This window comes from Novosphingobium flavum, assembly GCF_014230315.1.
Lineage (GTDB): Bacteria > Pseudomonadota > Alphaproteobacteria > Sphingomonadales > Sphingomonadaceae > Novosphingobium > Novosphingobium flavum.
Genome location: NZ_JACLAW010000004.1, coordinates 293,160 through 308,077 on the forward strand (window position 1 = coordinate 293,160; position 14,918 = coordinate 308,077).

General features: G+C 68.5%; 12 protein-coding genes. 8 read left to right on the forward strand and 4 right to left on the reverse strand.

Annotated features, from left to right (window positions below; all coding sequences use genetic code 11):
• Nucleotides 1-349 precede the first annotated feature (349 nt).
• The 4 genes from H7F51_RS07110 (at nt 350) to H7F51_RS07125 (ending at nt 6,376) form a co-directional block, all read left to right on the forward strand.
• Nucleotides 350-1,531: a beta-propeller fold lactonase family protein gene (locus H7F51_RS07110; RefSeq protein ID WP_185663536.1), complete on the forward strand. Its 1,182-nt coding sequence runs from the start codon at nt 350-352 to the stop codon at nt 1,529-1,531.
• A 104-nt stretch (nt 1,532-1,635) separates the two neighbouring features.
• Nucleotides 1,636-4,674: a TonB-dependent receptor domain-containing protein gene (locus H7F51_RS07115; protein ID WP_185663537.1), complete on the forward strand. Its 3,039-nt coding sequence runs from the start codon at nt 1,636-1,638 to the stop codon at nt 4,672-4,674.
• A gap of 70 nt (nt 4,675-4,744) precedes the next feature.
• Nucleotides 4,745-5,182 carry a nuclear transport factor 2 family protein gene (locus H7F51_RS07120; RefSeq protein WP_185663538.1) on the forward strand — a complete coding sequence of 146 codons (438 nt, stop codon included), beginning with the start codon at nt 4,745-4,747 and terminating at the stop codon, nt 5,180-5,182.
• Nucleotides 5,183-5,278: 96 nt separating this feature from the next.
• Nucleotides 5,279-6,376 (forward strand): ChbG/HpnK family deacetylase, encoded by a 1,098-nt coding sequence (locus tag H7F51_RS07125; protein ID WP_185663539.1) that lies wholly within the window; start codon nt 5,279-5,281, stop codon nt 6,374-6,376.
• Between the two features lie 73 nt (nt 6,377-6,449).
• Here H7F51_RS07125 and H7F51_RS07130 read toward each other — a convergent pair whose 3' ends face one another.
• The 3 genes from H7F51_RS07130 to H7F51_RS07140 form a co-directional block, all read right to left on the reverse strand.
• Nucleotides 6,450-7,376: an MBL fold metallo-hydrolase gene (locus tag H7F51_RS07130; protein ID WP_185663540.1), complete on the reverse strand. Its 927-nt coding sequence runs from the start codon at nt 7,374-7,376 to the stop codon at nt 6,450-6,452.
• A gap of 144 nt (nt 7,377-7,520) precedes the next feature.
• Nucleotides 7,521-8,939: an MFS transporter gene (locus H7F51_RS07135; RefSeq protein ID WP_185663541.1), complete on the reverse strand. Its 1,419-nt coding sequence runs from the start codon at nt 8,937-8,939 to the stop codon at nt 7,521-7,523.
• A gap of 20 nt (nt 8,940-8,959) precedes the next feature.
• The gene (locus H7F51_RS07140) at nt 8,960-9,799 is read right to left on the reverse strand and encodes an amidohydrolase family protein (protein ID WP_185663542.1); all 840 of its coding nucleotides are present in this window, start codon (nt 9,797-9,799) and stop codon (nt 8,960-8,962) included.
• 208 nt (nt 9,800-10,007) lie between these two features.
• Here H7F51_RS07140 and H7F51_RS07145 point away from each other — a divergent pair, with 208 nt between their 5' ends.
• From H7F51_RS07145 to H7F51_RS07160, 4 genes are read left to right on the forward strand one after another with little or no spacing between them, the layout of a single operon-like run.
• Nucleotides 10,008-10,874 carry an amidohydrolase family protein gene (locus tag H7F51_RS07145; RefSeq protein ID WP_185663543.1) on the forward strand — a complete coding sequence of 289 codons (867 nt, stop codon included), beginning with the start codon at nt 10,008-10,010 and terminating at the stop codon, nt 10,872-10,874.
• Complete coding sequence (locus H7F51_RS07150) at nt 10,871-11,836, forward strand: VOC family protein (RefSeq protein ID WP_185663544.1); 966 nt, start codon at nt 10,871-10,873, stop codon at nt 11,834-11,836. Before H7F51_RS07145 ends, H7F51_RS07150 begins: the two co-directional genes overlap by 4 nt.
• On the forward strand, nt 11,820-13,082 hold the full coding sequence (locus tag H7F51_RS07155; RefSeq protein ID WP_185663545.1) for an aconitase family protein: 1,263 nt from the start codon (nt 11,820-11,822) through the stop codon (nt 13,080-13,082). Before H7F51_RS07150 ends, H7F51_RS07155 begins: the two co-directional genes overlap by 17 nt.
• Nucleotides 13,075-13,629, forward strand: a complete 555-nt coding sequence (locus H7F51_RS07160; protein ID WP_185663546.1) for a 3-isopropylmalate dehydratase small subunit — start codon at nt 13,075-13,077, stop codon at nt 13,627-13,629. Before H7F51_RS07155 ends, H7F51_RS07160 begins: the two co-directional genes overlap by 8 nt.
• On the opposite strand, the gene H7F51_RS07165 is transcribed toward H7F51_RS07160, so the two are convergent.
• Nucleotides 13,626-14,840: an MFS transporter gene (locus H7F51_RS07165; RefSeq protein WP_185663547.1), complete on the reverse strand. Its 1,215-nt coding sequence runs from the start codon at nt 14,838-14,840 to the stop codon at nt 13,626-13,628. The two genes, H7F51_RS07160 and H7F51_RS07165, sit on opposite strands and share 4 nt — an antisense overlap.
• Nucleotides 14,841-14,918 lie beyond the last annotated feature (78 nt).

The window sequence follows — 14,918 nt, forward strand, 5'->3', positions numbered from 1 at the left end:
AGATCGGGGCGGTTGATGCAAGGGGCCCGCGGTCATTCGGGGCGGATAGGCTATCGCGAATCTTGATGGGGGTGTTCCATCCTTGGCGGAACGACGCGCTGGCGGGTAGGAAAAAATCTCGGTTTTCAGCCGTATATGGCCAACGTGAAGCAGATCTGGCGGGCACGGCGCGCATAACGTTTCGTTATGGTGGAGGCCAAGGATATACCGTTTTATCCGGGCGTCCCCTCGCCTTAGAAGCGCGGCGAAGGAAAGGGGCTCGACAGAGTCCCGTAGTCTATTGGGTCAGGAGGAGCCGCGCGTGCAGGACACGGACTTGTCGATAGTGCCGCAAGCAGGACAGCAGGCAGTGACGCGGCCGGTTTCGGTCTATGTCGGCGTCGGCTCGGTGATGACCAACTATGCGATCGACCCCGAGACCGGCGCGCTTTCCGCGCGGGGCAGCCATGTCCTGCCCTCGCGCGTGCAATATGGCTGGGACCACCCGGTCCTGCCGGTGCTCTATGCCGCCTGCGCCGATCGCGGGGCCGAAGGGCCGCCGCCGTTTTACCTGTGCGCCTTGCGGCGCGACGAGGCGGGCGACCTGACGCCGCTGGGTGAAACCGTGGTCCTCCCGGCGCGGCCGATCCACATGTGCACCGATGGCGCCGGACGCCACGTGCTTGTGGCCTATGGCGATGCGCCGGGTCTGAGCGTGTTCGAGCTGGGCCCGGACGGATCGATCGGTGCCGAGATCGAGCGGGCCGAGGGTTTCGAGTTCGGGACCAAGCCGCACCAGGTGCGCGTCATGCCCGGCGACGGGCGGGCCGTGCTGGTTGCGCGCGGAGCCAAGGGCTTCGGCAAGCCGGCCTATGTCGAGGGGGCGTTCAAGATCGTCCGCTATGACCGGGGGCGGCTCGAAAACGTGGAATCCATCGCCCCTGCCGTGGCCGATGCGCCCCGCGGGTTCAATCCGCGCAATGTCGATTTTCATCCTTCCGAGCCGCTGCTGCTGGCCACGCTGGAGGCGCAGAACGAACTGGCCGTGTTCCGCATGGCGGGCGACACGATCGACCCCGTGCCGCTTTCCGCCGTTACGATCCTGGCCAACCCCGACAAGCTGTTCAAGCGGCAGGACGGCGGCGAGGTCCACGTCCATCCGGATGGGCGCCACGTTTACGTGGCCAATCGCAACGACGGCAATGTCGGCGGGCACAGCGGGCCTTCGTGGCTCAATCCCGATCCACTGCCGGTCTTCCCGGGCGGGGAGAACAATGTCGCGGTTTTTGCGCTCGATGCGGCAACGGGGCGGACGCAGCTGCTGCAGCATGTCGATACGCTCGGCCTGCATCCGCGCACCATCGCGCTTGTCGCGGGGGGCAAGGTGCTGGTCGCGGGCAATGTCGCGCCGATCTTGCGGGAAGACGGGGCCCTGGTGCCTGCCAGCGTTACCTCGTTCCGGATCGCGGACGATGGGCGACTGACGCTGGCGCACAAGCTCGACCTCGACGTGGGGGCGGAAAAGGTCGGATGGATGGGCGTCGCCGGCTGATGTCGGGGCGACCGGAGAAATTCAAGCAATAGCAGCGAGTCGATGCCCGACGCTTCACCGAGAATGCGCAGCATCCGCCGCAATGGTATCAGGAGAGGTTCAACATGAAGCAGCTTTTCGCGACAACCCTGATGGCGGGCGCCAGCCTGTTCGCCATCCAGCCGGCCCAGGCCCAGGGTGCTCCGGCGAGCGCGCAGGCCGGCGAGGCTTCCGCTGACGCCGATGCCGAGACCATCGTCGTCACCGGCTCGCGCGTCATCACCAACGGCAACAACAGCCCGACGCCGATCACCATGGTGACGACCGAGGCCCTGACCCAGGCCAAGCCGACCACGGTGTTCGAGGCCCTGCTCGAGCAGCCGCTGATCGCGGCGGCGCGCGGCGGCAAGACCGCCGGTTCGACCGGCCAGGGCGGCAACAACAACTCGGCCGCCGTGCTCAACTTGCGCGGCCTTGGCGCGACGCGCGGCCTCGTCCTGCTCGACGGGCACCGCGTGCCGCCGCAGAACCTCGACGGCACGGTCGACCTCAACCAGATTCCGCAGATGCTGCTGCAGCGGGTTGACCTGCAGACCGGCGGTTCCTCGGCGGTCTACGGTTCGGATGCGATCACCGGCGTGGTCAACTTCATCATCGACCGCAAGTTCAACGGGCTCAAGCTCAACACCCAGGTCGGCATCTCGCAATATGCTGACGAGCCGACCGTCAACATCGGCGGGGCCTGGGGCAAGGAGCTGTTCGACGGGCGCGGCCACTTCGAAGCCAGCCTTGACTACCGCTACGACGCCGGCCTTTTCCGCACCGACCGTGACTACGTGCAGAAGCTGGGCGCCCCGGGCTGGACCCTGCAGGGCAACGGTTGCCCGGGCGGCACCGGCAGCGCCAACTGCGCGCCCTATTTCATCACCAACACGGCGGTGGATTCGCTCGGCACTTTCGGCGGCAAGATCAACCAGATCACCGGCCAGCCCGCCGCCTCGATCAACGGCGTCAGCGTTTACGGCCTCGACTTCACCCAGAACGGCGCGGCAACGCCTTTCGTCAACGGCAGCTCGGTGGGCTTCGGCACCAACCAGCTCGGCGGCGGCGGTGGCTGGAACAACGAGCAGGTGACGCTCGCCACCCCGCAGAAGTTCCTCCAGGCCTTTGGCCGGTTCGACTTCGACGTGAGCGACAACGTCCACTTCTACGTCATGGGCTTCTATGACCGGATCAAGCAGTATTCGTCGTTCCTGAACCTGCGTGCCAACGGGGCCAGCGCGTCGTCCGCCCTGGCCCAGGGCTTCCGCCTGACGCCGGACAATGCTTTCCTGCCGGACAACATCGCCGCCGCGATGAAGGGCGCGGGCGTGACCGCCTTCAACCTCGGCAAGTATTTCTCGGCTGCCCAGGCGCCGGTTTCTAGCACGAGCTACACCAACCAGAATTTCTACGTCGATGCCGGCTTCGAGGGCAAGCTGGCCGACTGGAACTGGAACGTCTCCTACGTTGGCACCCGCGTCAGCCAGGCCAACCGCTCGAACCAGACCTGGTCGACCGCGCGTTTGTTCGCGGCGCTGGATACGGTGAAGGTCAACGGCACGCCGACCTGCTGGGTCCTGACCCAGGCGCAATATGCCGCGAACTTCGCCGGCTGCGTCCCGCTCAACCCGTTCGGGCCGACCTCGGCCTCGCAGGCCGCGATCGACTACGTGCGCCAGCCGACCTATTACGAAGGCATCACCAGCACTTACGATTTCTCGGGCGCGATCACCGGATCGCCGTTCGAGACCTGGGCCGGTCCGGTCAAAATGGCGCTGTCGGGCGAATACCGCAAGATTGGCTATGAGCTGCGCAGCGATGCTCCGCCCGCCAACATCTCCGCGCTCGATTGCAACGCGCTCGGCCTGCTGCCCTCGCGTACCTCGTGCGTGCAGCAGAGCGCGACCAACATTGGCACGACCGGGACGTATGCCAATGGCACGGCGGCCCGCTCGCCGGTGTCGCAGAACGTGGCGGAAGGCGCGATCGAGGTCGACGTGCCGCTGCTCAAGGACGTGCCGCTGGCGCAGGACGTGCACATCAACGCCGCCGCGCGCTATGCCGACTATAACTCGAAGGGCAATGTCATCGCCGGCACGCCCTATACCACGGCCAAGTTCCACGCGACCACGTGGAAGGTCGGGCTCGACTGGCATGTCAACGACATGATCACGATCCGGGCCACCCGCTCGAAGGACTTCCGCGCGCCGAACCTCAGCGAACTCTACACGCCGGGCCGCTCGCAGGGCCTGACCACGGGCACCGACTTCCTGACCAATTCGGTCGTCGGCACGGGCGGCTATACCCTGACCCAGCAGATCGGCGGCAACCCGAACCTCAAGCCGGAAGTGGGCAATACCACGACGGCGGGGATCGTGTTCAAGCCCTCGCCGCGCTTCAGCCTTGCAGTCGATGCCTATTTCATCCGCATCAAGGACGCGATCGTCTTCGTTGATGGCTCGCTGGTCCAGTTCCAGAACGCCTGTTACGACAGCGGCGGCACTTCGCCCTACTGTGCGCTGCAGGTCCGTCCGGGCGGGTTCAGCCGGACTCCGGCCAACCAGGCCTCGACCAACGCGGCCACGCTGTTCTTCACCAATGCCCCGATCAACGCCGCGACGCTGCGCACGTCGGGCTTTGACGTCGAGATGAACTACAAGACCGACATCGGGGGCCATGCCCTTGGCCTGCGGTTCCTCGGTACGTACCAGCCGACGCTGCGCACGCTGCAGCCGAGCGCGGTGACCACCGACGCGGCAGGGGTCTCGGTCCCCAAGGTTCGCCTGCAGGGCATGATCAACTACAACGTCAGCGATGAATTCCGCATCGACTGGACGACCCGCTGGCGCAGCAAGCTGGCCAATGTCGATCCGCTGCTGGGCCTGCAGACCGCGCCGGGTTCGCTCTACGTCGATCCGGTGACCTATTCGAACGTCAACTTCTCCTACAAGCCGAAGCCGTCGCTCGAACTGTTCTTCAACGTCCAGAACGTGTTCAACCAGAAGCCGCCGCCGTATGCCCCGCAGGTAACTGGCGCGCCGGGCAGCCTCTCGGTGGGCTTCTACCCGTCGGACGATGCGATCGGCCGCTACTTCATTCTCGGGGCCCGCATGAAGCTCTGACCCGGATTGCCGTGGCGGCATGGCCTGCAAGGCCAGCCGCCACTCCGCTGCTTGCAAAGAGGACCCAGACATGACCGAGACTGCCGCACCCGCCGGGATCACCCCGCTGACCGTAGAGGACCGCTGCGCGATCCATGACCTGATCGCGGAATATTGCCACTACGAGGACAGCGGCGATGCGGCCGGCTGGGCGAGCCTCTACACCACCGACGGCCGCTTCGTCGGCGGCGGCAACAAGCTTGCCGTCGGCTATGACGCGCTGCTCGAGTTCGCAACCCGGCGCTGGGCCGACAAGCCGCAGGTCCACGACTGGGTGCACTGGACCGCCAATATCGTTATCCGCCCCACTGCCGAGGGCGCCGAGGCGCGCTCGTTCCAGATGGTCGTCGAGTGCAAGGGCGACAATTACCGGATCTACAAGGTTTCGGGCAAGCATGACATCCTGCGCAAGGAAAACGGGCAGTGGCGCTTCTACGAACGGCGCGTTTTTCCGCTTCCGTTCCAATAAGGCGGTTCCTGAATAGCTTGGGCGCGCAGAATTGATGCCCCGGCCGGCGGGGCTCTCGCCTATCGTCGGCCGGGAACCAACAGCCAGGACCCTGCAATGATCGATCGTTCGCTCGCTTCCACTTTCAATCGCCGTGGTTTCATTGGTGCGGCAGGGCTCTCTGCCCTCGCCGTTTCCGCGCCGGGCCGGGTCCTGGGCCAGACGGCGGCGCGCCGGCGGATGATCGTCCGGGTCGACGATGTCGGCATGTCGAAGGTGTGCAACATCGGCACCTTTACCGCGATCGACGGCGGCATTCCCAGTGCCGCCGACATCATGCTCGATTCCCCCGGCACCGAAGACGCGCTGGAGCGGCTGCGGGCCTATCCGTGGCTCTCGGTCGGCTGGCATACCCACATGTGGGGGGCGCCGGTCCTGCCGGCGGCCGAGGTGCCCTCGCTGGTGGAGCGTGGCGGCCAGTTCGACGGGCGTTTCCGCACCGACCTCTCGCGGTCGCCCGACGTGGTCTACGAAGAGGCCGTGCGCGAGCTGCGCGCGCAATTGCTGCGCTGCGCCCGGATCCTGGGCCGCATGCCCGACACCGGCGGCAACAACAACCCGACCACCCCGTGGACCCGGGCCATGCGGACCGTGCTGGACGACTACGGCATCCCCTACAACTACTCGGCCACCGAGCCGACCGGGGCGGCCTATCTCAAGCGGATCAAGGATGCCCGCGCGCGGGGCGAGGAATGGGCCAAGTACTATTCCGATACGCCCCAGCCCGGCGTCAAGGCTCTGCCCAGGTGGGCCGACCGCAAGATCGTCACCCCGGCCAGCGCCGAGGCCTTCCGCGACCTGCTGACCGACTCGGTTTCGTCAGTGGAGAAGAACTACGATCCGGTGCTGTTCTACACCGAGGACCGCAGCGGCATCCTGACCTACCCGATGGACGTCGTCACCTGGCAGGCCTGGCATCCGGGTTATGTCGACTATTACACCTATCGCCTCGGCGAGCGTGTGAACCGCGCGCGGGCGCAGCAATTCGTGGTCGGCCGTGCGCAGGACGTGGCGGCGCTGACCGATCCGCGGCTGCGCGCGTGGATCCGTGAGCACAAGATCGAACTGATCAATTTCCGCGATGCGCTCTACGGCTCGCACGAGTTCCAGAATCACCTGCTCGCCAGCGGCAGCGACCTGGCCGTTGCCGGGTAAGGGGACCGTTACCGCGTGAGCGGCTCGGCCCGGGGCGTTATCCTGGAGGAGCGCCCCGGGCCGAATGGCGCCCTCAGTGGTGCGCCTCGGCCTTGGTGCCGGTCACCTCGAGATAGATCGCGCGCGAGAACTGGGCCTGATGGACGTTGGGCGGCAGCGGGACCGAACTGGGCTGCGGTTCGCCCACCTTGGCCTCGATCTCCGGCAGGGCCATGCCCTTTTTCGCCAGCGCGGCCACTTCGCTCCGGGTCCGCACCGAATCGATCATGTACTGGCGCAGGTTGCCCGGGGTCTGCGGTTCTCCGTGGCCGACGACGACCCACTTCGGCTTCAGCGCCAGCACGGCCTCGGCGCTCTTGACCCAGCCGAGCGTGCTGCCGCCCAGCTCCGGCTTGATATAGGGCCGGGGCTGATCCATGCAGAAGATGTCGGCCGCCATCGCCACCTTGCGGGCCGGGAACCACGCGACGAGATCGCCCGAGGTATGGGCCGGACCCCAGTTGAGCAGTTCGACGGGTTCGCCCGCGATAGTCAGGCGCAGGCGGCGTCCGACGACGTCGGTGGGGGCATAGGCTGCTGGAACGACTCCGCGCCCGGCCGCGATGTCTGCCTTGATCAGCTTGTCGGTCTCGGCCTGGGCGATGATCCGTACGCCCTTGGGAAAGGCGCTGACCCCGCCGATGTGATCTTCGTCGATATGGCTGATGATGACCGCCTTGATCGGCTTGTCGGTCACCTCGGCGATGCGGGCCTGGAGTTCCTGCGCGCGCTGGGCGTTGATCGTGACGTCATAGACGATGACCCCGTCCTTGCCGATGACGACCCCGGTGTTGCCGCCTTCCTTCGACCAGTAGACCCCCGGTGAGACCATCTTGAACTGGAGCGGGCGCGGGGCGGGGCGGGGCCTGTCCTGGGCCGAGGCCGGCAGGGCCAGCAGCAACGAGGCGGCCAGAGCCGTGGCGGCGGCGGGCGCGAAGCGGCCGGGGCGGGTGATGGTCATCGGCGGTTGATTCCTCTCGGCGGTCAATGGTTATGTGGCGGCCCGGCCGATGGGACCGGGCACAGGGGGCGACCATAGGCTCTTGCCCGCGCGCTGCCCTATCCATTTTCCGTCGCGGGCGTTCACCTCTTGCGCGGGCGAGCATCAGGCTCCCTCGTGTTCGAGTTCCTCCAGCGTGCGGCGGCCGGTCTCGAAAGCGATCACGAGGTAGGCCAGGCCTGCCAGCGCGAAGAGCGCGCCGAGGAACAGGAAGGCGGGCAGGATCGCCTCCAGCGTGGCGCGCGGTTTGATCAGGTCGGACGCGCCGACGATCAGGGCGAGGCCGAGCGGTCCGACGATCTTGCCCACCGATCCCGCGCCGTAGCACAGGCCCGAACCGCGCCCGCGCAGGCGCTGCGGCCAGATTTCCGAGGTGTACATCGCCATGACCGCGAAGCTGCTGTCGCCGCATACGAAGGCGAGGCCGAAGACCAGCCGGAAATGCCCGGGGGTGAGCACGTCCCCGCGCGCCACCAGCGCGGCAAGGACCAGCAGGACCGCCGCGCCGAGGGCCGCCACCCCGCCGCAGCGCCGGCGCCCGAAACGGTCGGCCAGCCAGCCGGTCAGGACCCGGCCGACCAGCCCGGCGGCACTGAACGCCATCATCATGCGCGCGGCCTCGGCGGCGCTCAACGTGTGGATCTGGGCGAGCAGGGTCGGTGCCCAGAGCACCGTGCCGTAATAGGCGCCGACCAGCCCGAAGTTGATCAGCATGCCCGAGGCAAGCCGCCGCCGCTGGCGCAGCACGGCGCGCCAGGCGGGCGGCTCCTGCGGTAACGCATAGGCCGCCGCGATCTCGTCAAGATTGGCCCCGGCGCCGTGCGACCAGGCCAAGGCCCGGCGTCCCTCTTCGGCATGCCCCCGGGCGAGGGCCCAGCGCGGCGATTCCGGCATGATCAGCGCGGCCAGCAGGCCGGCCACGGCGGGCAGCATGCCGAGCGCGAAGATCCCACGCCATCCGATCGAGGGCATCAGGAACGAGGCGCTGGCCGCCCCGAGCAGGAGACCGCCGACCGCCGTGGCCGAGACGATGCCGCTGGCAAAGCCCCGGCGCCGCGCCGGCACGAATTCCTGCACCAGCATGACGAAGATGAAGAAGCCGCCGGTGCCGAAGCCGATCACCGTGCGGAACAGCACGAGATAGAGCCAGTTGCCCTCGGGCGCGAAGGCCAGCGCCAGGCTGGCGGCCGAGCAGCACAGGATCGTGGCGAGGAAGGCGCGCCGCCGCCCGATCGCGTCGGCGACCTGCCCCCAGACCAGCGAGCCGATCACCGCGCCGATCCCGGAAGACAGCAGGATCGTGGCCGAGATTCCGTAGCTCAGCTGCCACGGCCCGGCGATCGCCGTCAGGACGAAGGCGATCAGGTAGATGTCCATGGTTTCGAGCATCCCCGCCCCGGCGCAGATCGCGACGATCTTCCACTGGTTGGCGGTGAGGCGGCCCGCGCCCTGCGTGCCTGAGGGGGCGGCGCCGGTCGCGGTAATGGGGGTGGGGGAAACGTCCGGGTGGATCGTCGTGGCCATCGCGCTTCTCCCCGGCGGCGTCAGCCGCGTTGATGCTCGGCTTCGGCCGGTTGCCAGTCCAGCCAGCGGCAGACCGCGTCGCCCATGATCAGGCGGCAGGCCTGCGGGTCCAGCCAGTCCATCCCCTCGGTGAACATCGCCGCGATCTCGCGGTAGGGGGTGTGCATCCGGGTGAGGTCGGTGGCCCAGAAGATCCGCTCCGGCCCGAAGGCCTCGACCACCTGCAGGAACGGGCCGTGGAGCGAGGGCCAGGGGAAGCTGTCGACCGTGGAATAGGCGGGCAGGCCCCCGACCTTGACCGAGACGCCGGGCAGGGCGGCAAGGGCGAGGAGGCCCGGCAGGTGGGCAAAGGCGGCCGCGTCCTTGGCGCCGCGCGGGATGCCAAGGTGGTCGATACACACGCGCAAGGCCGGGTGGCGCCGCGCAATCTCGCCGATCAGCGGCACGCCGTCGGGGATCAGCACCATGACCGGGATGTCGGCGCGTTCGGCCTCCTCCCAGATCCAGTCGGCCGAACCGTCGGTCAGCGCAGCCTGCTTTTCCGGGCTGTTGTAGTTGAGGCGCAGCCCGCTCATTCCCGGCTGGGACAGCCAGCCGCGCAGCAGGGCCCGATCCTCGCGGGTCTGGTCGATATTGCCGGTCACGGTGAAGCGCCCGGGCCAGCGCCGCGCCGCCTCGAGCGAGGGATCGTTGCCGCAGGGGTCCCAGGTCGGCGGGGCGAGCACGGCGCAGGCAATGCCCGCCGCGTCCATCTCGGCGATCAGGTCGTCGGCCGAGAACGGCTCCGGCCGGCCGGTGGTGTGGTGGGCCGAGGCGCGCCCGCCGCGCCAGATATGAACCTGGGCATCAACGATCCGCACGATACCGCCCCCACCAGCCACAGCCCTTCATCCCGCTCTCCACGGCGCCGATCCGTTCGGCCGCCAATGATGAGGACGATAGGGCCAAGGCGCGGTGCCTGTCAGGACGACTGTGGGCGCTCTTATGGACTCGGCAGGCATCGTTATGCCCGGTGCCTGTACGCGGGTTTATAGTCGGCCCGACCATCACGGCGAGGAAGGGCAAGGCGTGGCGACCCGGCTGATAGATACCCATCCGCACATTATCTCGCCCGATACGGCGCGCTATCCGGTGACCCCGCTGGGGGGCAAGCGATCGGCCTGGTCGGAAAAGCGGCCGTGCGATTTTGCCGGGCTGGTGGCGCAGATGGACGCGGCCGGGGTGGACAAGGCGGCGATCGTCCATTCCTCCACCACCTATGGCTACAATGCCGACTATGTGGCCGATGCCATCGCCGCGCACCGCGACAGGTTTGCCGGGGTCTTCTCGGTCGACGTACTGGCGCAGGACGCGCCCGAGCGCATCCGCCACTGGCTGGCGCGCGGGCTGGACGGGCTGCGGCTGTTCGCTGCGGGCTCCACCGTCAAGGCGCGGCAGGACTGGATTGCCGATCCCGCAACTTACCCCGCATGGCAGTGCTGCGCCGACCTCGGTGTGTCGGTGGCCCTGTCGATCCGGCAGGAGGCGATCCCGCACCTGGTGGACGTGATGACCCGCTATCCCTCGGTCAGGATCATCGTCGATCACCTCCTGCTCTCGCCAATCGAGGATGGGCCGCCCTATGCCGCCTCGGCCCCGCTGTTCAGCCTTGCCGATTATCCGCAGGTGTTCCTCAAGCTCACCACCAACAACGTGCGCCGCGCCGCAGACGGGCTGGCCACGGCCGAAAGCTTCTTCGGCAAGCTGGCAAGCGTGTTCGGCTCGGAGCGGATCTGCTGGGGATCCAACTTTCCCAACGAGGAGGGGACCCTCGCCCAGCAGGTGGACGAGGCGCGCGCGGCGCTGGCCTTCCTGCCCGAGGCCGACCGGCACAACATCTTCTGCGGCACGGCGATGACGCTTTACCCGGTGCTGGCGGACACGGTTGCGGCATGAGCGGGGCTGCCATCGCCATTCACGATATCGCCTGGCCGCGCCTGCGCGCGCCCGATCTTGACGTGATGGAGGCCTTCCTCGTCGATTTCGGGCTGGTCCGCGCCGCGCGCACTGAGGACCGGCTTTACATGCGCGGCACGGGGCCGGCCCATCACATCCACATCACCGAAAAGGGCGATCCGGCTTTCGTCAGCCTCGCCTACCACGCCCGCTGCGAGGAGGATCTCCACCGCGCCGCCGACCTGCCCGACGCGGTCTCGCTGGTCCATGCGATCGACGAGCCGGGCGGCGGGCGCCGTGTGCTGCTGCGTGAGCCCAGCAATGGCTTCCTGCTCGAGATCGTCCACGGCGTGGCCAGCGTGCCGGAACTGCCGGTGGCCTACCGCGCGCCGCAGTGGGATGCGGAGATCATGCGCACGGTGGGCGATCCCGGGCGACTGCGCTTCGGTCCGGCCCATGTCCGCCGCATCTCGCACGGGGTATTTTCCAGCCCCCGGCCCGAAGCGACGCTGGACTGGTTTCACCGTACGCTGGGCTTCCTGTGCACCGACGTGTTCTACATCGGTGAGCGCGACAACATGGCGGGCGGGTTCTACCGGCTCGATCGCGGGGCCGAGGCGGTCGATCACCACGTGCTCAACGTCTATCGCAACCCGCGCGCGGGGTTCCAGCATGCCTCCTTCGTGGTCGAGGATGCCGAGGATATCCTGATCGGCCACCAGCACCTGATGCGGGTGGGCCAGTACAAGCACTTGCGCGGCGTGGGCTATCACCCGCCCGGCGGGCAGATCTACGATTACTGGGTCAATCCGTTCGGCCAGATGCACGAGCTTTACCTGCCGACCCAGTTCTTCCCCAGCCACGCGCCCGCCAACATCATGCCTGCGCCGGCCCAGCACAATCCGGAATCGGAATTCGCCAACACGATCACGGAAGCTGCGGAAATTGGCATCGGCGACTGAACCCATGGCCATGGTCCAGAAGCTGCTGGCGCGCGCTGCCGGCAGGGCGGGCGTGGCGGTGGGCGAGGTGGTCCATCCCGTGCCTGACCTCGTGACGATCCATGACGGCTTCGTCGAAGGGGCCTGGCGCGAGCTGGACGACCTGGGTTTTGCTGCCCTTGCCGATCCGGCCCGGGTGATGTTCGTGACCGACCACGAGGTGGCCTATGGCTCGCCGGCCGCCATCGCGCGCGGGGCCGAGATCCGGCGTATCGCCAAGGCGTGGAACGTGGGCCATTTCTACGACGTCGGGCGCGGCGGGCACGGCCACCTGTTCCCGCTGGAGCAGGGCATGGTCCGCCCCGGAGACTTCGTCTTCGCCTATGACATGCATTGCACCACTTTCGCCGCGGGCGGGGCGCTGGCACTGGGCATCGGCCCGGAAGTGACCACGGTGCTTGCCACCGGCACCTTGTGGACGCAGGTGCCGCCAACGATCCGGATCGACCTTGCAGGCGAATTGCCGCCGGGCAGCCATCCGCGCGATGCCGGGTTCCTGCTGGCGTGGGAACTGGCGGCGCGCGCGCATGACTACCGCGCCATCGAGATTGGCGGGGCGGCGGCGCTGGCCGGGTTCGACCTTGCCGCGCGGGTTGCGCTGGTCAATTCCACGACCGAACTGGGCGTGGCGGCAATGCTGTTCGACGCTCCGCCGCCGGGCACTTCGGCCGCCGCCTTTGTCCCTTTCGTCAGCGATCCGGACGCGGTTTACGAGGACCGGCTGGCGCTGGACCTGTCGGCGGTGGCCCCCACCGTGGCCCTGCCCGGGGGGCCGGAGCGGGCCGTGCCGGTAACGGCCGCGGGTGGGCAGGCGGTCCAGCACGCCTTCATCGGCTCCTGCGGATCGGGCATGTTCGAGGACTTCGCCGCGGCCGCCGCCCTGATGGCGGGGCGGCGGATCGCCGATGGGGTGCGGATGGTGGTGGTGCCCGGATCGGTCGACTGCGCGCGGCGGCTGGCCGACGAGGGGCTGGCGGCGGCCTTTATGGCTGCGGGGGCCATGATCCTGCCCGCCGGGTGCGGCCCCTGCGCGGGCGGGCTGATGGCGCCGCTCGGCGCGGGCGAGGTCTCGATCTCCACGGCGGCGACCAACCACCATGGCCGTCTCGGCGCGGGCGAGGCTTGGCTGGGCAGTCCGCTGACCGTTGCTGCCTCGGCCATCGCCGGGCGCATCGCCGATCCGCGCGAGTTCCTCGCGCATGTCTGAGGGTGCGCCTGAGACGGAAGCGCTGCGGCGGCGGGGGCGCTGCCATGTCCTGCCCGATGGGGTGAGCCTTGACGACGGCATCATCCCCGCGCGCTTTTCGGCGCAGAGGGTGATGGACCCGGCCCTGCTGGCGCCGCACCTGTTCGAGACCGTGGATCCCGCTTTGGCGGCGCGGATTTCGCCGGGCGACATCATTATGGCGGGGCGGGACTTCGCCTCGGGCAAGCCGCGCCTGCAAGGGCTGATCGCGCTGGAGGCGCTCGGCCTGTCCGTCATCTGCACCTCGATGCCCTACAGGATCCTGCGCCGCGCCGTGGCCAGGGCGATCCCGGTGCTGACCGGGGCTGGCGATCCGGCCCACCTCGCCTTAGACGGGGACGAGCTGTCAGTCGATTTTGCCGCCGGAACGCTGGTCAACCACACACGCGCCGCCAGCACGGCCTTGCCGCCGCTGGCTCCGGCGCTGGCCGCGATCGTGTCGAGCGGCGGCACGCGGGCCATGCTGCGCCGCTGGCTGGCGGCCCACCCCGAACAGGCGCGCCGTTAGGCGCCGGCAGGTCGGCCGGGCCTGCTCGCCGCGCCGCTCTTGCTCCCGCCCGCCCCGCTCACTGCGACCAGCGGCAGGATCATCAGCGCCACCAGCCCGGCCACGACGAGGTAGAGCGCGGAAGGATTGGCGTGGAGCAGCCAGAAGAACAGCGGCGGACCGACCAGCACGCCAAGGAACGAGCCCTGGGTGATCAGGCCCGCCGTGGCCCCGCTTGCCTCGGGAAAGGGCACGGCGGCCGGGATCAGCGACCAGACCAGCGAATTGGCCGCGCCAATCGCCGTGCTGAACAGCACGACCAGTGCCAGGGCCTGGGCAAAATCGGCTCCAGCCCGGGCCAGCACGGCCAGCGCGAAAAGGCTGGAGAGTACGGCGCAGATCGGCAGGCCGACGCGAGGATGCTTCCTGAGGTCGGTCGCCACGACCAGCATGGCCCCACCGATGTTGGCACTCATCGCCCCGGCCACGGCCATCGCCGCCTCGGTGCCGCTGAGGCCGAAGCGGGTGTTGAACAAGGTGGGCAGCATGACCATCAGGCTGACCTGCAGCAGGGCCGTGGCCCCGGCGCCGAGCGCGACGGCATAGGGGCGGGGGCTGGTGAGCACTTCGCGCGTCCCGCGCGAGCGGCTGGCATCGGAGGCCGAGGCGACCCGGCGCAGCAGCAGCACCGTCCCGCCGATGACCAGCGCGCCCACCGCGTGGCTGATGAAGGTCAGCCGCCAGGAAAGGCCTGCGGCGACGAGGTGCGCGCCGTAAAGCACGGCCACGGCGAAGCCAAGCGGGGTGTGCGCGGCCCAGAAGGCCATGGCCGCGCGGCGCCGGTCGGCCGAAGTGGTGCGCTGGATGAAGGCGGGACCCGCCACCGAAAGGCAGACATAGCCCACCCCCTGGAACAGGCGCGCGGCGAAGAGCTGGTCGGCATTGGCGCAGAGGCTCACCCCGATATCGCCGAGGATGGTCAGCGCCATCCCCGCGAGCAGGACCCGCACGTCGCCCATCCGGTCGACCAGGATGCCCAGCGCCAGCGCGCCGAAGGCGCAGATCAGCGTGGGGATCGAGATGACCCAGCCGAGGCGGGTGCCGTCGATTCCGAACTCGGCCGAAATCGGCTTGAGGATCGGCACGGCCAGCGGCACCAGCGCCGTGGCAATGGAACCCGCGAGAAAGGCGATCACGATCGGGGTCCAGGCCTTGAGGCCGCTGCAGTCCATGCCCTGTCTCTCCTCGGTTCCGCGATCGCGTGTCGCGGTGTCGGGGCCACACTACCCGCTTCGCGCTGCGCCGTAATG